The organism is Paucisalibacillus algeriensis, assembly GCF_000577245.1.
Classification (GTDB): Bacteria; Bacillota; Bacilli; order Bacillales; family Amphibacillaceae; genus Ornithinibacillus.
In genome coordinates, this window is sequence record NZ_CBYO010000022.1 from 525519 (window position 1) to 545284 (window position 19766).

Consider the following 19766-nt stretch of genomic DNA (forward strand, 5'->3'; position numbering starts at 1 on the left):
TCCAATTATTAGGAATTGATATTCACAAATCCATCATACCAGTTCCACAAGATCAGTAATGTTAATTTCAGGAAGATTCTAAGTATTTAGTTCTTTCCTCCTAATGTTGAAACTTTTTGAGGACTCATGCGTATTTATTAGAAGATTAGTGTGGAGAGGTGGAACTAATCATGATGGATAAGCTAGACAAAAAACAAAAGCCCATAACATATACTAACGAAGTAAAACCAACTACATCAGGTTATCTCTTTACAGCTTTATTTGGATTACCTGCCATAGGTTCAATAATTCTTGGTATTTATCTTGGTTCAATGGATGGTGATTGGTGGGTTCTAGCCTTTTCCCTTCCTATCGCAGTAATCCTAGGGTTCTTTGCATACATAGGATTGCCTCTTCAAAGGAAGGAGATTTATCGTTATGAGCTTGGAGATGAAAGAATTCTGCAACAATGGGAGAATACAAAAACCGGTGAAACCAAACGAAATATCATTCCATATTCTCAAGTGAATAAAGTCTTAATTGGGATGAACCCTGTTCACATCCGTATGCGCAGATCAGGTATGAACGGTTCCATAAGCTATTATCGATTTGAAGCCATCCTTTTTATTTTGCACAAAGATGGTACGTTCGTGGAAACATTTTGGAAGTCAAATGACCTTCAAAACTGGATAGACTATTTAAGAAACAAAGTAAGTATAACTTACACGCAACAGGACCTTAGTAAGGCTATCCGGTCGGCGGGATACGCAGAAATAGATTTTTCACAAGTTGATGGATCACCTGTTGATGTAGTAACAGAACATGTAGGAAAAGAGCAGGCTGTTATCCTTTTCCCGCTTGGATGCCGGAGGGTGTTCAGGAAGAGGTCTAGGAAAAAAAGGACAACATGATTCGAACTAATTCGAAAAAGGCAGAAGCATGTACGCTTTGGATTCTATTTCTCTATGCTATAGTTTCTTCAGTATTTATTTTACCGGCTACGCCCTTAGATAAAGATGGGTTGATTGAATTTACCGATGCCATTCTTTTAGGGTACTTAGGGGTAAATTTGCTAGTACCGAGTATATTGGTATTTTTTAGGCATTTCTCTAAATGGTATAATCCTATTCTTTATTTTATGATGGTCTCTGTAGGGAACATCATTGGGATATTCTTGGCCTCATTCATTTCAGACTTTCCATCTATGTACGGCTCTATATTCTTACTAAATTTCTTTAACATGATATTATGGATCTGTGCCCTGATTGGGATAAAATTAATCAAACTCCTATTCAAGAATTGATTTCGCAGGAAGAGACAGCCCCTCACTGCTTTACCACGTTAGAGTGGTGAGGGACTGTCCCCATAGATGGATAACCGTTTGGATTTTTTTGTTGCCATCTCCATGAATCCTGACACATTTCTTCTAAGCCTCTTTTTGCCTCCCAGCCTAATTCGTTTCTTGCTTTTGATGCATCAGCATAACATACGGCAACATCCCCTTTTCTACGTGGTGCGATTTCATAAGGGATATTTCTGCCTGAGGCTTTTTCATAATTATGAATCATCTCTAGAACACTATACCCTTTTCCAGTCCCTAAATTATACACATCTATTCCAGGGGTTGATTCTACTTTTCGTAGAGCATATACATGTCCTAGTGCCAAGTCAACAACATGGATGTAATCACGAATACCAGTGCCATCCTTTGTTGGGTAATCATCTCCGTATATAGAAAGTACTGGTAGTTTACCAATTGCTACACGTGCTAAATACGGAACAAGGTTGTTTGGAATCCCTTTTGGGTCTTCTCCAATCAAACCACTTGTATGTGCACCGATTGGGTTGAAATATCTTAGAATACCAATACTCCAACTAGAATCTGATTGGCTTAAATCATAAAAAAACTGTTCAATTATTTGCTTCGTACGACCATATGGATTAGTGGCCCCAAGCGGAAAGTTCTCAGAGATGGGTTGGTAATGTTCGGAAGGTTCATAAACAGTTGCAGATGAGCTAAAGACGATCTGTTTCACATTAAATATTTTCATTATTTCACATAAGTTAACAGTACTTATAATGTTATTTGCATAATATCTAATTGGCTTTTCTGTTGATTCCCCCACCGATTTATACCCTGCTAAGTGGATGACCGAATCGATAGAGTTCTGTAAAAATATATCAAGTAATTTTCGCTTACTTAGTAAATCTATCTGGTAGACTTTAAAGGATTTACCTGTAATCTCCCTTACCCGTTTTATTCCTTCCTTACTAGAATTAGAAAAATTATCAACAACGACAATATCATAACCATGGTTTAATAATTCAACACATACATGTGTCCCAATATATCCTCCACCGCCAGTAACAAGAATAGCCAAACCAACACCCCCTACAGCTTCTATATAACTTTTGAAACACTTTCATTGCGTTTAATCGTAATAACTCAATACATTACCTTCTTTACTAAACTAGCATTCTCATTGTGGTGATCTGTAGAATTTCGGTCATTCTTGATAATTCGCACCAATACAAGGTATAAACTAATTAGTTCTACGAAAGAAGCTATTATCACTGCAATAGCTGCTCCATAAACCCCAAGTTTTGGTATGAATACGATACACCCTATAACACTTGTCAGGACCCATAATCCAGCAAGATATGGTTGTGACTTAAAATGCCGAGTTGCAATAACACCATTAGCTAAGAATGCTGCTGGATAACTAAACAAACCGGAAACCATAATCGCAACGAACAGTCCAGAATACGCAGCATAGGAAGGTGTATAAATAATAGACAATAGGAATTCACCAAAAATATAAGTAGTTATAAGTCCTAAAACACCAATAATGGCCCCAATACCAAGTAGCTTTAATAATAGATTATTAAATCCTTTTAGATTGCCTTCTTCATATAGGCTTGCTAGTAATGGTGCTGCAGGTTGCCTCAAAGCATTTACTACTCGATTTCCAGCAAGTAATATATAGAAAAGTGCAACAAAGTAGCCAAGTTCTTCTTTTCCAAGGAAATACTCCACCAGATAGCTTGGTAGATTGGTGTTTACCGTTGTCAATAGTCCCATGATACCTAATGGAATCGTTAGTTTGACTAATTGCTTCATTTTCGTAACGTTAAAACTTGGCTTTATTGATCCATATCTTTTTGCAATTAGACAATCAAAGAATAGTAGTATCACAGTCCATACTAAAATCTGACCAATAATCGCCATCATTAAGCTGTTTGTTGTATAGAGAATCCATGAAAAGACGATTACAGTTAATATTCCTTTCAAAACACTAGAAATGTTAATAAAATCCATCCGCTCATATTTATGCAACTTTCCATGTAAGATATCACTCACTGATTCAGGTAACTTCGCAATTCCAATTAAAATAATGATCATGGAAGTTTGAAATTCATAGCCTATTACGAGGACTATCGCTATGATTATAAGAAAAGAAATCAGTACAGAAACGATCCTGGTACCAAGGTAATGATGAAACCCATAACTGCCTTTTGCATCTGTAATAAGCGTTAACCGGAGTCTCATTTCGGTTAACATGATAATAGGAGCTGTAACCGCTAAACCAAGGGCATATTTTCCTACCATTTCTGGCGTTCCAAGCTTGGCGATTACGATTAATAGTAACCATTGTGTTAAGGAATAAATAATAGTACCTGCTAATGTCCAGGTCATATTTGTTTTGAGTGATAGTTTTTTTATTACCACGTAGTACCCCTCATTTTTCTTAGGTTAAAATAAAACCGAGTCATTCATGTACTGAAATCCCTTATGCGTTTTTCGATATATATCGTTTCCCTTTAAGGCTTCTTGCTCGTAAGAACTCAGGTCTTTTGCGCATTTTCACCCAAAATACGAGAGCTGTTATTCTGCCTATCAGTGTTAAGGGGTAAATTCTCTTATCTACATCAACTGTTTTTCCGCCAAATTCTTTTTTAAACCGGTTAATATGTTCTTCATCATCTTCGAGCGATTCAACAAATAATCCTCCAAAATCGAACCATTTTTGCCCCATGTTTCGGAAGCTTTTCATATCCTGCCAATGAAGGTATCGATTTGCACGACCAATCATGTTACGAATCGTTGAATTTTCAAATCGGGCAGAAGCAGAAAAAAGCATTGAACAATATGATTCCGTTTTTACATAGGCGTGATAGCAAAGCACATTATCTTCTTTATCCGTCATATAGGAAATAATTAGAGCATCTTGGTCTCTTAAATGCTGTAATCTCTCCTTATTACCTTTTGGTAGTTTTTTATGCTTGGCAAATCGATCAAAGAATTGAATGAAATCATTTATTTCTTCGTCTGTCGGATGTTTTAGCTCCTGATAATGGAGCGGGTCTCTTTTACTTGCACGATTAATTTTATATCTTGCATTCTTGTGAATACTTCTAAATATTTCCTCTTCTGTCTGCTCCAAGTCAATGACTAACGTCTTTCCATAACTGTGAATGAATCGTTTATGAGATAGGATTTCCTCCGGCTCATCATTAGGAAATAGTACCTTGGAGGCAATTAGGATATCTACGTTTTCACCATGAGCTATTTTCGTAGATCCATAAATGTCCATCATGTTAACAAGTCCTCGCTTATAACGAACTTCAACCATACCCTCAACTCCCAAATCGTTAGTAATAATCCGTATTATTTTTGGGTTGTTTTTTCCCATTAAAAACTGCCCCAATTAAATTGGCACCAGCAAAACAAAGCTGTTCCTTGGCCTTTTTTACTTCCTTTACCTCATTCTTTTTTGCCCTAACAACCAATAAGGTACCATCACATTGATTGGCTATTAATGTAGCATCTGTCACAACCAAAACCGGTGGCGTATCAAAGATGACCACATCATACCGGTCCATGACCGTAGTAATGAATTTCATCATCTGCTTGGAACCAAGTAATTCTGCTGGATTAGGTGGGAGAATACCACTGGTGATTATGTCAAAATCAGTCCTATATGTTCCATTAATGATTTCATCAATCTCTTTTTGTCCGATTAGGTAATTACTCAATCCAAATAGATTTGCTTGCCGGAAGATAAGATGGACTTTGGGCTTTCTCATATCGGCATCCACTAATAGAACCCTTTTTCCCCCTTGATTGAACACAATAGCCAAATTAGCAGCAGTCGACGTTTTTCCATCCCCAGCACTAGAAGATGTAATAACTAGACTTCTAAGCTGCCTATCGACCGAAGCAAAATTAATATTGGAGCGAATCGAACGGAATTGTTCTGCAGCTTGTGTATTATTACGCTCTATCGTGATTAAATTTGCTCGTTCAGCCTTCTTCCTTTTGCCTTTCATAAATCATCTCTCCCCTTTCTCTTTTTTTTTGCCCGTTTACCAGCCTTTTTCCCATACAGAGCAACCGTTCCTAACACCGTTATTCCAAGTTCTTCTATATCATTTTCAGTCTTTACCTTGGTATTCAAAAATTCGATTAATAAGGCCAAACCTATACCAGATGCAATACCGATAAATCCTGCTACAATCATGTTAATAAGTGGCCTTGGTTGGATAGGGTCCTTTGCTAACGAAGGATTTGCTTTTGACAAAATATAAATATTTTCTACCTTCATAATAGATATAATCGTACTTTGGAACTTTTCCACCACTAAATTGGCAAGTTCCGCTGCGAACTCGGGACTAGAGCCCGTTGTTGATACCGTTATAACTTGTGAATTTTCTCCACTACTTACCTGTACTTGTTTTCCTAATTTTTCTGGTGTGATGGTTAACTGCATGTCTTCGATAACTTGTTCCAGAATGGATGGACTCTTTAAAATCTCTTTATATGTATTTATAAACTCTAGCTGAGTTTCAACCTCGGAGATATTAATCGGCATATTATCGTTCTGTTGTTGAATGACAATAAATTGAGAAGTTGATTGGTAGGTCGGTGTCATCACATAATAACTAACAAAAGCCGCGATCATAACTAGACCTACTGTAAGCGAAAGAATTAAAAGCAGCCTCTTTTTCAAATTTAATAGGATATCTTGGACCGATAGCATATCCTTCATCTTTATGTCACCTCCATTTACTGTTCAGTCTTGACTAGGGGCTCTTCTTGGTTAGCGTGAAAACCTTTCATCATCACAAAAATAATCATTAAAAATAGCCAAACAAATCGGATATTTTCAATATTGATTGTGAGCGCCTGTATTGAAAGGGCGATTAATCCTATTAATAAATAAAAATATGTCTTTTCTCCTCTAATTACTAATCCCGATATCAAGCGAAACAAAATAAAAACTGGAAACCACATAAATGCCATAAGACCAAATGCACCTGTTTCGGTTAAAAAGGATAAATACGTATTATGCGGGATATTATAAAATGTATTTCCATACATCTCCGTTGAATACGGAATAAATTGGCCAATACCAACACCGATAAAAGGATTCTTTGTCCACATATCAAATGCCGATTTCCATAAAAACAGGCGGTATGAGGTCCCATCCCCTTCTGTACCTATATTTACTAAGCGCTCCAATGCAAAATTTAAAACATCCGTAGATTGATTAATCCAGAGAATAGTGAAAAAAACAAAAGATGCAATGCCTAAAAATAGAATCAATTCTTTAATTCGTGCCGATAAAAAGCTTAGAAATAGTACAATGGCTACACTCATAACTAGACTTAAAATTCCACCACGTGATGCTGTAAAAGTCAGTGCCAGTAAGATAATCAAAACTGGCAGATTGATAATCACTTTTTTACCAGAAAGTATACGTAATACAGTTATTAAAGAAAGTGAAATAATAAGGTATAATGCCGCTAAATTCGGATCATTTAACGTGGCCTGAGCACGACCTTGTAAGTTATAAGCATTATCAATTCCCATCTGATAAAGAATGACACTCCCAATACATAGAAACGATATAATCAGTGCAGCAATCTTCCACCATCGCAATAGTAGCAATAATAATTCTTCCTTATACTTTTCAAAAAAGATTAAAAATACAACGACATAGATAAAGTTTACGGAAAGCTTTAAAATGGCAGATATTCCATAAGGAAAATCTATGAAAATATTGGTTACATAATTGACCATGCTAACAATACAGAAATAGATAAATAGAAGCATATATAGAATGATTAAATAATATCTCCGTAAGACAATCGCTAAGTATTCCCTATTTTCCTGATGTGTAATTAACCAAAACATCACCAAAACCATTAGAATATCTGAAAAGGAAACGTTCAAAGTTATCATGACATCTAAATGGAACATTAAGGGTAAGCATAGAATCACAAACGCAATTAAAGTAAAATCAAGCCATCTGGTTGATAGCATGGGAAACACCACGATTTTCATTAGAATCTTCATCATGTTTTACCTTGTATGACTTTTTCAACAAGGTATTCGCCAATTCGCCCATGGAGACACTTTCCATTCCATATTGTTCATTTAGCCTTTGATAATATGTGATAATTTCACCTAGCATGTTCATACTTTCTTTCAAATCAGCACCAAAGTTATGTGGGTGCCACCATAAGTGATATAATTTTCTTTCCTTTGCTGCCATTTCCATTCCTGCTTTAATTCTTCTTAGCTTCAATGATTCCATTACACTCATTCTTTTGACATATGGTCGTAAAAATTGACTGGATGGGATATCAATGATTCCATCCTTCTGTACAAGGTCATCTAATACATAAACATGATGGCCTGAGAGATTCATATAGCTATCCATCAATCTGATTACTCTTTTAAATTTACTATCCTGCTTCCCAGTTACCTTGTATAACCAATGTTTCTCACAACCTCTATACAGCTTTACCCCATGACTTTTACAGATAGATAAATAGTCAGGATTAATTTGATTACGTGGAAAAATAATAGTCTTGATGGATATGTTATGTTTTTTTGCAACTTCTATCGCTTTTATTAAATCCACCTCAAATTGTTTGGCGCATTGACCTTTTGCTAAACAATAATAATGACTAAATGTATGGGTTGCTATTTCTTGATTTGGAACTTGCTTTATTTGATTGATAAGTTGGGTTCCGAAATGAAAAGGATCTTCTATTTCGTTTTCTCCAATCTGTTCGATGTGCTGGTAGGCAGACAAGGAAGTGTCATCATAATTTGGTAATTCATCAGGTACCTCTTTCAATAAATCCTTTTTATTATCAAAAAATAAGAATCCAACAATCCCCCATGTTGCATGAATGTTATGCTTCCTGAATAGTTTCAGCAATTGTGGAACTGCTTCTCTGGCACCAAGTAAATTTTCCTTGTACTGCTCGATGGTAAATACATCGAAAACTCCCCAATTCAATTCCAAATCAAGGGAAATCACAAATTTACCGTTTTTTCTCCGGTTCATTTTACACCACCAATAACTTTCATTATTCATTTTCAAAGCTTAACCATATCCTGATGAAGCGTAACGCTATCTTTGATAGCATTTAGACCAATCGATTCATAAACTTTTCTCGTTTCCTTCAGTATGATTGATAACTCATAGTTTTCTAAGACCACCTTCCTACCGTTTGTCCCCATTACGTTTCTAAGCTCCTTGTTATGAATTAGTTTGTTTAAGGACTTCATCAGAACATCCGGGCTTCTGACCGGAATAATAAAACCAGTTTTTCCTTCTTTCACAAGCTCCCGATTTCCACGAATATCGGTAACTACTACAGGTATTTTCATAGCCATCATTTCCATCACCGATTTTGGGAGGCCTTCCCTAAGTGATACTAATAATCCAATATCGGTAACACTTAATACATCTTGAATATCTGTCCGAAACCCTAAACAACGAACATGTTCCGTTAGCCCCTTGTTTATAACTTCTGATTGAATTTCCTCTAATAGTACTCCATCACCAATTAAGAGAATGATAAAATTATGACTAACTTCCTTTAGTTTTTCTGCCGCATGGATAATATCAATTTGTCTTTTATTCCCATTAAATTCAGCAACATGGGTAATAACTATTTTGTTATCCGAGATGTTTAGAGAATCTCGTATACTTTGCTTATATTGAGAAGAATAATTTTCTGGATTAAAATTAGTCGCATCAGTACCGATACCATGGATATAATGAATATTTTCTTCAGGTAATAATCCTTTTGCTTTCTGGTAATCATCTTGGTTGATCACAATTAATCCTTCTGTCTTTTTGGCAGCTAATTTTTCTGCTAAATAAAAAATGCGATTACTGAGTGTTGAACCATTTTCATTAAAATGAAATCCATGTGCGGTATAGACAACTTTTGTCGTTTTTGGTACTGCAATTCTCGTGACGAATGATGCAATTGGGGAATGAACGTGAACCAATGAATACTGTTCCTTTTTAAACAACTTTCTCATCATTACATAAGCTTTCAGATTCGAAGAACTATAGATTCTTCTTGAAAATGGAATATGATAAAGGGTTACTTCTGGTAGTTGGTTTACTAATTGTTCTTGATCTGTTATGGAGGTAGCAATGGTAACGTGATAGCCCATTTCCTGAAGCATACGCACATGAGGTAATAAGAATAGCTGTACCTGCCTTTGTAAAGTTGTCACTATAAGGCACTTCAAATAAATTCCCCCTTTGCTCTTGTTATTGTCTCAATATGTGAGCTATTAAACGAACAAATATAGATTATTGTTCTAATTAAAGAACAACTAGACCTAAAAAAATGTTCACCTTGCTCCATCCCCTGAGAACACAATCTTTATTGTCTTTATGAAAATCTTTATATCTATTTTTAATCCTTGTTGTTCAATATAATTAATGTCTAATTCTAGTTTCTTCTTCGGTGTAAGGTTATAACCTCCATTAACTTGAGCTAAACCTGTCAGACCTGGTTTAACCAATAATCTCTGTTTAAACCCAGGATACTTTTCCTCAAATTCTTCTGTAAACATTGGCCGTTCTGGGCGTGGACCAATTAATGACATTTCTCCTTTTATTATATTGAACACTTGGGGAAGTTCGTCAATTCTAGTTCTTCTCATAAAGGAACCAACCTTGGTAACTCTCGGATCATTTTCTACGGCCCATTTTGCCCCTTCCTTTTCCGCATCGACATACATGGATCTAAGTTTGCAAACTTTAAAATACCGTCCATAAAGTCCAACTCTTTTCTGTACATAAAATGCAGGTCCAGATGTCTCCATTTTTATTAGAATAATAAAGACAACGATAATGAGAAGGACAATAGGTAAACTTAAAAATACAAAAGAAATGTCAATCATTCTTTTCATTATTCGATATGATGAAATGTGGTCATGTTTTATACTAGCAATTGTTCCAGCATATTCTTTAAGATAGTAGTCTGGATTTGAAATACTTTTCAATTGATTACCCCCCTTTAGTTATTTTAGATTGGTGTATTCTAAACGTTAGTACGAATACTAGGAGATAATATACATGTGATTTGTCTCAGCTTATTTATGTCATACATATCGTTCATTTCATGAAAAGCGAAACTAAATTCCCGCAAGAAAAGTTGGCATTTACCCCCTCCTCACACCACACTATTGACGACTAACGTCTAAGGTTTATCCCAACCCACAGCATGGTCGAGTGGCTACTAGAATAATAGTAAAGTAGACACTGCCGCCAATTGTTCTTAATAAGGAACATAACATGAACAGCCTGTAATCTAGCTGCTACATATCTGTTAAAAATGGAAATGGTACTAGTTCAAATAATTCTAAAACATGTAAATATCCTAACGAGAATTGCTTGTTCTTTCACTAAGGTTTTTCCTTCAACAAATATATATATTGAGACCTTATTCCTATTGTATTCGTGATGTCCATATTAATGACAGATTTCTCCAATTGGAGGACAATTCCTATATCCTATATCTAATCTATCAAAGCAGGATTCTAGAAAACTTATACAATTACAGACACTCTCATGAGCAACTAAATCGAATCATCTCATTTTAATATGGTAAACTTCTTTATAAGTATAGATTTTAACTATAGGAGTGAAATCAGTGACAACTTCAATTCCAGAAATTATTCTAAACGATGGCAATAAAATTCCCGCAGTTGGCTTTGGTACATACAAGCTTAAAGGGAATGAAGGTACCGCAGCAATTGAAAGTGCCATCAACCATGGGTACCGACTACTAGACTCCGCTTATAATTACGAAAACGAAGGAACAGTTGGCGCCGCAATTCGTCGAACTTCTGTACCGAGAGAGGAATTAATCATTACCTCTAAACTCCCAGGGCGTTATCATAGTTACCAAGACGCTGTCGTTACGATTCAGGAATCTCTATATCGTGCCAACCTGGATTACTATGATATATATCTCATACATTGGCCAAATCCTAATCGTGATCTATATGTTGAAGCATGGCAAGCATTGATTGATGCTAAAAAATGGGGATTGATTCGCTCCATTGGTGTATGTAATTTCTTACCGGAGCATTTAAAACGCCTTCAAGATGAAACTGGTGTTTTACCAGCTATTAATCAAATTGAACTTCACCCCTTTTTCAACCAAGAAGAACAACGAAAATGGCATGAAGAACATGGTGTGGTTACAGAATCTTGGAGTCCACTTGCTAGAGCAAATGATGTTTTCCAGAACAAAGTATTACAAGAAATTGCAACAAAATATAATAAAACTGTTTCACAAATCATTTTGCGCTGGCATTACCAACTTGGTGCTATTGCGATCCCCAAATCAGCTACATCTAATCGACAACTAGAGAATATATCTATCTTTGATTTTTCATTAGACGACCATGCCATGCAAACAATTGCAGAGCTCACCCTTCCAGATGGAAGAATGAAAGGTCAAAATCCTGCTGTATATGAAGAGTTTTAATACGAATGTTAACCTCCCTACTCCTTTATTGAGTAGGGATTTTTTTATCCTAAAATCCATTGCATTAGCAATCACACATTGATATGTTAGAAGAAGATAGATTGATAGAAAGGGTGTTTTAAGGGTATGAATGAGAAAGTATTATCATTGCAAAATCTAACCATGAGTTATTCCGGTAAGGATGTTTTAAACGGAATTAACCTTGATGTCTATCGAGGGCAAATCATTGGCTATATTGGGCCGAACGGTGCTGGGAAAAGTACTACATTAAAGGTCATGCTCGGGTTAGTGGAAGGCTATGGTGGGACAGTAGAAATCTTTGGAAAGAGTATTGCAACTAACGATCATATATATAAACATAAAATTGGTTACGTTCCAGAAAATGCAGAAATCTACGATAATCTAACAGCAGCAGAGTATTTAACCTTTATTGGGGAGCTTTACGGTTTAAAACGAGATGAGGCGACAACAAAGGCATTGAAGCTATTGGATGAATTCGATATGGGTGACGTTTTTCATTCAAGAATCTCATCTTATTCTAAAGGAATGCGTCAAAAGGTACTCATTATCTCCAGTCTCCTCCACAATCCTGATTTAATCTTTCTTGATGAACCGCTAAGTGGACTGGATGCAAATAGTGTCATGGTGATCAAAGACATGCTTGAAGCTTTAGCTAATCAAGGGAAAACTATTTTTTATTCTTCTCATATTATGGATGTGGTGGAAAAGATAAGTAATCGAATTGTTCTACTAGTCAATGGTGAAATAGCTGCGGACGGTTCTTTTGACGATCTGAAAGAGCAAAGTAAAGCAGGATCATTGGAAGGTATATTCAATCAACTAACTGGGTTTGATGAACATAAGGAAACCGCAGAAAAAATCGTCTCCATTGTAACATGGGATGGTCAAGATGGGTGAAATCCGTATTCTAAGAGTTCTTGATCCGTTCCAATCTGTCTTTCGTAAAATGAATATTGATTATGGTGTGATGCGAAAAATTCTGGAAGTTAAACTTACAATGGACCAGCGGCGTATTCCAACCATTCTCAGTCAAAACGCTAAGAAAAAGGAAGGAAATCAATTTCTTAAATCGTTATGGATTTATGCATTATATGGTCTCCTCCTTGTCCCATTTGTTTTTCTTGGCGATAATTATTTATTCCAAGTTAGTATTATGGCTGGAATCGCTATGTTCATTTTAATGACTTCAATGATTTCTGACTTTTCTTCTGTTCTTCTAGATGTGCGGGATAAAGTGATATTACATACAAAACCAGTCCATACGAGAACCATAAATGCTGCAAAAATTCTACATATCGCAATCTATTTAACCTTGCTCACAGGAGCATTTATAGCAATTCCGGCAATCGTTTTTCTATTTGTAGAAGGATTTCTTTTCTTTCTGCTTTTTGTAATCACAATCTTGCTGATTGATTTATTCGTTCTAGCTTTTACAGCACTAATCTACATGTTTGTATTACAATTTTTCGATGGGGAAAAGTTGAAGGATATTATTAATTATGTTCAGATCATACTAGCTGTTGCCGTGGTTGTTGGCTACCAAATAATCATTCGATTATTTGATGTAGTAGGTCTAGAATATGTATATGATTATAGCTGGTGGCATGTATTGATTCCTCCAGTATGGTTTGGAGCGCCATTTGAGTTGGTGTTAAATCAAAATTATTCAAGTGAAATTATTATACTTTCCTTGTTAGCAGTATTCGGACCAATTCTTTCAATTTTTCTATATTATTTATTAATGCCTTCATTTGAACGTAATTTACAAAAGTTAATGGAAGAATCTAGTACTAAGAAGAGGAAAAAACGCAGTCTAAATGACCTTTTTGAAAAAGTAGTCTGCTTTAGCCGTGAAGAAAAAATATTTTACCGTTTCGCTTCTATTATGATTAGTCGTGAAAGGGATTTTAAATTAAAAGTATATCCCTCATTGGGAATGGCACTTGTTTTTCCTTTAATATTTTTATTTAACAACTTAAGCTATCAGTCTTTCGAAGAATTGGGGCAAGGAAGATCCTTTTTAACGATATATTTTACAAATATTATAGTAGGTACGGTAGTTTATATGGTTCAGTTTTCAGCCAAATATAAAGGTGCTTGGGTTTTTCAAACAACACCGATACAAAAACAGACACTTGTTTATAGTGCTACATTAAAGGCTTTCTACATGAAACTATATTTGCCTATAATATTGGTACTATCCATATTGTACATCTGGATATTTTCATTCCGTATTGTACCCGATTTGTTAGCTGTGATTGTTACTGCCTTATTACTAATACTAATAGCCTACAAGCTATTTAATAACGGAAAATATCCATTTACAGAACCGATTGAATCTGCACAACAAGGTGGAGGAGCAACTGGAAAGATTATCGTAATGATGCTCATCGTCGCAGCATTTACCATAATCCATCTCATCATCTCCTTCATTCCATATGCCATTTACATCTACTTAGGACTTCTAATTGTTCTAACCGTTGTATTATGGAAAATCATCTTTAAATAGAAGTTAACATAATAAGGGACAGTCCCTCACCGCATTAAAGCGGTGTAGTGGACTGCCCTTTTTTTATAGGATGCCTGTCACTCCCCGACTTTAAGGGAACTTTGTCGAATAAATTAGTCATAACCATTAGAACAGCTTGACAACTACTGCCCCGATACCAATTAACACATATAATATCATCATGTATACAATAAGCATTCCAGTTTCTATGTACTGTATACCTACTCCATATAGGACTAGTAGCAGAGCGCCACTTCCAATAAGAACCACATACAGTACAACTAAGAAATACCTTTTCATCAATACTAAACTTCGCTCATCCACTTCTGGTACATTGCCTCTTCTTTTTTTACGCCATCTTGTAAAAAGTAGACTAATTATAATTCCACCTACAGAACCACCGATGACAGCACCAGCTAATCCAAAATCAAATACGCCTTGCTCTTTTCCAATTAAATACACTCCTAATAACCCGCCGATTATAAACATCGCCATAATAAAGATATAGACAAGTATTACATTACGTTTTTTCACAACCTATTCCCCCTTTGGTTTAAATTCTTCTTCTAAGTAAAACATTTCTTCCATCGGCACATCAAAATAAGCAATCAACTTTAATGCTAGTTCCAGACTTGGATTGTATTTATTTTTCTCAATGGCATTGATTGTTTGTCTTGTAATCTGTAAGTCTTCTGCCATTTTAACTTGCGTAATTCCCCTCTTCATTCTGATTTCTTTAATATGATTGATAACCCTCAAGGAATAAACACCTTCTTTGAATAGTAAAGATATCTTTACATTGAATATATAATAAAATCACTCCAATGTAAAGATATCTTTACTTATTTTTTCTACTTTCTCTCACCTTTGAAAAACAACATAAAAGACAGCCTATGATAACATCATAGACTGTCTTTTATTGAACTTTAAACTATATTAGGCACTTGATTTAGAATACTGATGTCTATCATATCGCCTTTCAATTAAAACAATAATTGCCTTAAACTTCTTCAATGTATAAGCAAATACTGGACTTTGTACAAACGTAAATATAAAAGTGAATAAGAACACCGGACCTCCTAACAATAATCCAATTACCAATACCAACGTTTCCACAACAATCCGTACCAACCCAACTGATTTGCCAAGTTTATCTGATATGGATAACATAAAACCATCACGCGGACCAGCGCCGATCTCAGCAGAGTTATACAGACCACCACCAAAGCCCATGGTAATAATTCCAATAATCATAATAAGATAATCTGTCCACGTATGACTTGCACTTGGTAAAAAATCAATCCATAAAAACAGGTCAACAAAGGCTCCAACCAGGATTGCATTGAGAAACGTACCTAATTTCACATAACTTTTATCTAATACCAACGATACACAAATTAGAAAAATTGATATAATAATTGCCCAAGAACCAATCGTTAAGCCAAGTCTTTCATATAAAGCAACATTTAATACATCCCATGGATGCACCCCAAGATACTGCATTTTTAATGCAATCGTTATCCCATAACTAAAGAATATTAAACCGGCCATATAAAAAAACCATCGAATCGAACGAATCATGATATTCCTTCTTTCTACTAAGTGGTGCCTGTCACTCCCAGTGTTTTAGCTTAATTTTGTCGAAAACAAAAGCACCTGGCAAGTGTTCATACATAAAACAAGGAGAATGCACAACGAGCTGAACACTCTCACTCGTTATGCATTCCATTGAATCTTTCCTAGTTAACTCAATCAATCTCCAAAACTAATTTTCCAATATTACGGTTTTCCATCATTCGCCTATGTGCTTCTTCTACTTCTGTCCAATTATATACCTTGTCAATAACTGGTTTGATCTTGCCTTCCTCTAATTTATCTAGAGCAAACTGTTGAAAGGCTTGCGTCAGCTCTATCTTATATTCAGGTGTTCTTGTTCTTAAAGTTGAACCCATATATTTTATTCGTTTGGCTAAGAAGGCACCAATATTAACATGGCTAACTTCATGTCCTCCTAGCATACCAATCAGCACCCATCTGCCATCAATTGAAACAGAGTTGACATTATATTGCCAGAAAGAAGCTCCGATAAAGTCTAGTATTAGATCAACACCATGATTTTCAGTGATTTCTATGACTTTACCGCTAAAATCGCCATCTTTATAATTAATGGCAAAATCTGCCCCCAGAGATAAACAGTAATCCAATTTCTCCTTAGAGCCTGCAGTAACAATGGTAGTAGCTCCCATTTCTCTAGCAAGCTGGATGGCAGCAGTTCCGACACCACTTGCTCCTGCATGAATGAGAACATATTCCTTTTCCTTTATCTCCCCTAACGTGACAAGGTTAAGGTATGCCGTTAAAAATGCTTCAGGAATAGCCGCTGCTTCTGTAAATGAGACATTGTCCGGAATTCTCATCGCCATCTTTCCGGGAATAGCTACCTTTTCTGCGTAGCCTCCACCAGGTAATAATGCAAAGACACGATCACCAATTTTCCATTCGGTTACCTGCTCCCCGACCTGTTCCACAACACCAGCCATTTCTAATCCTAGTATTGTACTTTCCCCTTTAGGTGGTGGATATTTACCTTCACGTTGTAATAGATCTGCACGATTCAATGATGTTGCTCTTACACGTACGATTAATTCATTTTCACCACAAACTGGTTCAGTGGTCTGCCCAATATATAAGTTTTTCGTATTTTCATCAATCAGGACAGCTTTCAACCTAAACACTCCTTTTTTCTGTTAGCTATCTTAATGTAAGTATAACATTTTCTGCCTGGATATATGGTGCCTGGCACTCATGCCTTAGCCTAAATAGGCCAGCTACTCCATTTGATTCGGAGCAACTGGCCTTTTATAGAAATATATTCTTAATTTTGCTTGATTGAAGTAATCATTTTCCCTTTATGTGGATTAGCTACTATCAAGCTTCATCCACAAATAATCTAGTAAACACTCTTTTCAAATCTTTATAAAACAAGAAGATTAGACCTAGCACTATGAACACAATACTCAATTTATAAGGAAATTCATTCATCAATGTATGACGCACAATTTCATCTAAATCCGATGGGCTACCTTCCCCATGCCCTCCACTTTAAGTAAAATAATTAGCCATCGCAAGTCTCATAAGTTCAAACAAAACAACACCCGAAACTAAAAAAATAGCACCAATAAAATCTGATCTATTCATCCCCCCCTATTTCTTTACCCATAAATTTGTATACAAATTAGAAACTGTCACGGTCATTACAGATTCTTTCTCCAAATGAAGTTCAATTTCTGCTTCCTCTGGAATTAAATAAAAACCAAAACTATCTCCGTCCCGATAATTCAAGCCAGAAGATCCAGCAGTCCATATTTTAAATGTCTTCCCATTATAGGTTCCTTCAGCCTCTGCTCTCATATAATCCGTGAACCCAAATTCGGACCTAGTATGCTCGATGGCCGAAACTAAACTAGCTCCACCAAAATCAAACTTTCCACTTGACCGAAAGTATAGTTCATAATTTTCATTCCGAAATAGTACTTCTCTTACATAAATTTGATTTTCCCCATCATCAAACAGGACTTTTCCTTCATTACTCTCTAAATCAGTTAGATTTATTTCTACCGAATATTCTCCATCTACCGGAATGGATGTATAATAATAGTCCTCCACGTCATCTGCAATTTTACTAATTCCAGTTATCCAAAGACTAGCCATTTGACCAATCCAAAACAATACTACTATCCCGACTATAACAATTAATAGTCCAGCAATCACCCTATCCATAGATATTCTCCTCATAAAAAACCCCCTAAGGTCCAATACCTTTCTAATAACCAGTGTACCATAACCCAAGCTAAATATTTAGAATAATTATCCCATTCAGAACTGTTTTACTTTATTTCGATTCATAAAAAACTATAGAAGGAAAACAATAAAATGTAAGGATAAAACAAATCCTTTTCACATTTCTGTCACATTCATCACAATTGTGGATGTTACATAACCTATGTTATTATAAAGTTATGTTACATTAATGGAGAATAAAACTATGGAATATGTTGTCCCTATAAAGGATATTTCAAAGATTAATGCAATGAAAAATATATTAGAAGCCTCTTCATTGAGAGATTTTGTCCTATTTGTCCTCGGTATTAATACCGGTATTAGTGCACAGGTTTTATTGAATTTAAAAGTGGAAGATATTTGGGATGGTAAAAAGACAAATGAGTTTCTGTATGTACATGATGAAAAAACTTCTGAAGTCCGGGCACATTTTCTAAACAACCAAGTTCATAGTGCTTTAGATAAATACCTTGGGAAATACCATCTAGATCAAAATGATTTTTTATTCAAATCCAAAAAGAACGAAAAGCCAATTACACGCCAACAAGCCTATCGAATTATTAATCATGCAGCCAAAAAGGCGGGCATTGAAGAGAAAGTTGGTCTTCATTCCATACGAAAAACTTTTGGCTACCACGCCTACCGTAAAGGTGTTACCATCTCCATTTTAATGAATATGTTCCATCATAATTCAAGAACGGAAACCTTAAACTATATTGGTATTACAGATGAAGAGAAAAATCAGGTTAGAGTAGATGTGAACCTATAAAAAAAAGACTCTCCAATTGGAGAGTCATCCTTATGATTTGCTTTCTTGTTCGTAATCTACGTTCATTTCAACTTTTTTTAATTCCTTAACCGTACCATCTGTTACTTGAACCTTATACATTTCCTTATCTCTCATAAACTTGAAGATACCATTATCAAAATCAGTACCTTGCTCTTTAAAGAAAATCCCCTCATAGTCAACGGAATTGGAATGCTTAAAGGATAAGCGATAATGGTCTTCTTCCTTCGACAAATATGCTCGACAACCTCTTTGGAATTGTCCATTTTCGTTGCGTATATAACGAGTAACAGAAATGATATGCAAATCTACAAATGGGATTTCATGAAGTAGAGTATTAATTAACGAGCCTTTTGTAATTTGCTCCCATCTACTTTGTGCTGTTTGACCGAGTATGATTTGCGTAACATGTTTTTCTCTAGCAACTTGAGCGATAACCTTTGAGACAGATCGTTTCTCATTATCTAGCATCATAAACTCGGAAGCTTCGTGTTCGTCAGCTAGCTGTTTCCAATGTTCAATATAGAATGTCTTCTCTGCATCCATTTCATCAAATGGCTTAGTATCTATTGTAAGAATATATAACGGACAGCCTAGCATATTGGCAATTTTGAGGCCTCTTCTAATAAGACGTTCGCCATTTGGACCATAGTGTACACATACAAGTATACTTTCATCCAAACGACCATTTTTAGTTTCCATAATATATTCACCTCGTAAAAATTTTTTAAAAGCTTCCATTAGTTTTTCTTCGTAATACACCTAAAACCGTAAATAAAATATGACTTTATATTTAAACTATGTATG

At 35.5% G+C, this 19766-nt stretch carries 20 protein-coding genes; 5 read left to right on the forward strand and 15 right to left on the reverse strand.

Annotation, left to right across the window (positions count from 1 at the left end; translation table 11 throughout):
* Positions 1-170: 170 nt before the first annotated feature.
* Positions 171-890, forward strand: coding sequence for a hypothetical protein (locus TY11_RS18625; protein ID WP_042149811.1), 720 nt, complete (start codon positions 171-173; stop codon positions 888-890).
* Between the two features lie 414 nt (positions 891-1304).
* Here the strand turns inward: TY11_RS18625 and galE are convergent, their stop codons facing one another.
* From galE to TY11_RS18675, 9 genes are all read right to left on the reverse strand, one after another.
* On the reverse strand, positions 1305-2360 hold the full coding sequence (gene galE, locus TY11_RS18635) for a UDP-glucose 4-epimerase GalE (protein ID WP_042149816.1): 1056 nt from the start codon (positions 2358-2360) through the stop codon (positions 1305-1307).
* Positions 2361-2425: 65 nt separating this feature from the next.
* Positions 2426-3709 (reverse strand): lipopolysaccharide biosynthesis protein, encoded by a 1284-nt coding sequence (locus TY11_RS18640; RefSeq protein ID WP_052345901.1) that lies wholly within the window; start codon positions 3707-3709, stop codon positions 2426-2428.
* Positions 3710-3770: 61 nt separating this feature from the next.
* Complete coding sequence (locus TY11_RS18645) at positions 3771-4613, reverse strand: GNAT family N-acetyltransferase (RefSeq protein WP_155982740.1); 843 nt, start codon at positions 4611-4613, stop codon at positions 3771-3773.
* A 19-nt stretch (positions 4614-4632) separates the two neighbouring features.
* Positions 4633-5310 carry a CpsD/CapB family tyrosine-protein kinase gene (locus tag TY11_RS18650; RefSeq protein ID WP_042149820.1) on the reverse strand — a complete coding sequence of 226 codons (678 nt, stop codon included), beginning with the start codon at positions 5308-5310 and terminating at the stop codon, positions 4633-4635.
* Positions 5307-6029 (reverse strand): YveK family protein, encoded by a 723-nt coding sequence (locus TY11_RS18655; protein ID WP_042149822.1) that lies wholly within the window; start codon positions 6027-6029, stop codon positions 5307-5309. The genes TY11_RS18650 and TY11_RS18655 overlap by 4 nt, the downstream gene beginning before the upstream one ends.
* A 17-nt stretch (positions 6030-6046) precedes the next feature.
* A complete protein-coding gene (locus TY11_RS18660) occupies positions 6047-7342 on the reverse strand; it encodes an O-antigen ligase family protein (protein ID WP_081755992.1) in 1296 nt (431 codons plus the stop codon).
* Entirely contained in the window at positions 7284-8342 is a 1059-nt protein-coding gene (locus TY11_RS18665; protein WP_042149826.1) for a polysaccharide deacetylase family protein, read from the reverse strand. The genes TY11_RS18660 and TY11_RS18665 overlap by 59 nt, the downstream gene beginning before the upstream one ends.
* A 32-nt stretch (positions 8343-8374) precedes the next feature.
* Positions 8375-9547 carry a glycosyltransferase family 4 protein gene (locus tag TY11_RS18670; RefSeq protein ID WP_042149829.1) on the reverse strand — a complete coding sequence of 391 codons (1173 nt, stop codon included), beginning with the start codon at positions 9545-9547 and terminating at the stop codon, positions 8375-8377.
* Positions 9548-9652: 105 nt separating this feature from the next.
* On the reverse strand, positions 9653-10300 hold the full coding sequence (locus tag TY11_RS18675; protein WP_052345920.1) for a sugar transferase: 648 nt from the start codon (positions 10298-10300) through the stop codon (positions 9653-9655).
* A 659-nt stretch (positions 10301-10959) separates the two neighbouring features.
* Between TY11_RS18675 and TY11_RS18680 the strand changes: the two genes are divergently transcribed.
* The 3 genes from TY11_RS18680 to TY11_RS18690 all read left to right on the forward strand — a co-directional run bounded on the left by TY11_RS18680 (position 10960) and on the right by TY11_RS18690 (position 14332).
* Positions 10960-11802, forward strand: coding sequence for an aldo/keto reductase (locus TY11_RS18680; protein ID WP_042149832.1), 843 nt, complete (start codon positions 10960-10962; stop codon positions 11800-11802).
* Positions 11803-11928: 126 nt separating this feature from the next.
* Positions 11929-12720 carry an ABC transporter ATP-binding protein gene (locus TY11_RS18685; protein WP_042149834.1) on the forward strand — a complete coding sequence of 264 codons (792 nt, stop codon included), beginning with the start codon at positions 11929-11931 and terminating at the stop codon, positions 12718-12720.
* Positions 12713-14332 (forward strand): hypothetical protein, encoded by a 1620-nt coding sequence (locus TY11_RS18690; protein WP_042149838.1) that lies wholly within the window; start codon positions 12713-12715, stop codon positions 14330-14332. Before TY11_RS18685 ends, TY11_RS18690 begins: the two co-directional genes overlap by 8 nt.
* Positions 14333-14458: 126 nt before the next feature.
* Here the strand turns inward: TY11_RS18690 and TY11_RS18695 are convergent, their stop codons facing one another.
* The 5 genes from TY11_RS18695 to TY11_RS18715 all read right to left on the reverse strand — a co-directional run bounded on the left by TY11_RS18695 (position 14459) and on the right by TY11_RS18715 (position 18127).
* Positions 14459-14866 (reverse strand): hypothetical protein, encoded by a 408-nt coding sequence (locus tag TY11_RS18695; protein WP_042149841.1) that lies wholly within the window; start codon positions 14864-14866, stop codon positions 14459-14461.
* A 3-nt stretch (positions 14867-14869) separates the two neighbouring features.
* A complete protein-coding gene (locus tag TY11_RS18700; protein ID WP_042149844.1) occupies positions 14870-15091 on the reverse strand; it encodes a helix-turn-helix transcriptional regulator in 222 nt (73 codons plus the stop codon).
* Positions 15092-15268: 177 nt separating this feature from the next.
* Complete coding sequence (locus tag TY11_RS18705; RefSeq protein WP_042149846.1) at positions 15269-15913, reverse strand: YczE/YyaS/YitT family protein; 645 nt, start codon at positions 15911-15913, stop codon at positions 15269-15271.
* A gap of 167 nt (positions 15914-16080) precedes the next feature.
* Positions 16081-17067 (reverse strand): NAD(P)H-quinone oxidoreductase, encoded by a 987-nt coding sequence (locus TY11_RS18710; RefSeq protein ID WP_231495880.1) that lies wholly within the window; start codon positions 17065-17067, stop codon positions 16081-16083.
* Between the two features lie 469 nt (positions 17068-17536).
* Entirely contained in the window at positions 17537-18127 is a 591-nt protein-coding gene (locus tag TY11_RS18715; protein WP_042149853.1) for a hypothetical protein, read from the reverse strand.
* A gap of 250 nt (positions 18128-18377) precedes the next feature.
* On the opposite strand from TY11_RS18715, the gene TY11_RS18720 reads away from it, so the two are divergent.
* Positions 18378-18941, forward strand: coding sequence for a tyrosine-type recombinase/integrase (locus TY11_RS18720; protein WP_042149857.1), 564 nt, complete (start codon positions 18378-18380; stop codon positions 18939-18941).
* 30 nt (positions 18942-18971) lie between these two features.
* On the opposite strand, the gene TY11_RS18725 is transcribed toward TY11_RS18720, so the two are convergent.
* On the reverse strand, positions 18972-19661 hold the full coding sequence (locus TY11_RS18725; protein WP_042149859.1) for a universal stress protein: 690 nt from the start codon (positions 19659-19661) through the stop codon (positions 18972-18974).
* Positions 19662-19766 lie beyond the last annotated feature (105 nt).

Bases quoted from the DNA above. Each gene is read 5' to 3' on its own strand.
- TY11_RS18705 (WP_042149846.1), bottom strand. From the start codon at position 15,913: ATGATTCGTTCGATTCGATGGTTTTTTTATATGGCCGGTTTAATATTC.
- TY11_RS18625 (WP_042149811.1), top strand. From the start codon at position 171: ATGATGGATAAGCTAGACAAAAAACAAAAGCCCATAACATATACTAAC.
- TY11_RS18720 (WP_042149857.1), top strand. From the start codon at position 18,378: ATGGAATATGTTGTCCCTATAAAGGATATTTCAAAGATTAATGCAATG.
- TY11_RS18690 (WP_042149838.1), top strand. From the start codon at position 12,713: ATGGGTGAAATCCGTATTCTAAGAGTTCTTGATCCGTTCCAATCTGTC.
- TY11_RS18655 (WP_042149822.1), bottom strand. From the start codon at position 6,029: ATGAAGGATATGCTATCGGTCCAAGATATCCTATTAAATTTGAAAAAG.
- TY11_RS18645 (WP_155982740.1), bottom strand. From the start codon at position 4,613: ATGGTTGAAGTTCGTTATAAGCGAGGACTTGTTAACATGATGGACATT.
- TY11_RS18725 (WP_042149859.1), bottom strand. From the start codon at position 19,661: ATGGAAACTAAAAATGGTCGTTTGGATGAAAGTATACTTGTATGTGTA.
- TY11_RS18650 (WP_042149820.1), bottom strand. From the start codon at position 5,310: ATGAAAGGCAAAAGGAAGAAGGCTGAACGAGCAAATTTAATCACGATA.
- TY11_RS18660 (WP_081755992.1), bottom strand. From the start codon at position 7,342: ATGATGAAGATTCTAATGAAAATCGTGGTGTTTCCCATGCTATCAACC.
- TY11_RS18715 (WP_042149853.1), bottom strand. From the start codon at position 18,127: ATGAGGAGAATATCTATGGATAGGGTGATTGCTGGACTATTAATTGTT.
- TY11_RS18685 (WP_042149834.1), top strand. From the start codon at position 11,929: ATGAATGAGAAAGTATTATCATTGCAAAATCTAACCATGAGTTATTCC.
- TY11_RS18665 (WP_042149826.1), bottom strand. From the start codon at position 8,342: ATGAACCGGAGAAAAAACGGTAAATTTGTGATTTCCCTTGATTTGGAA.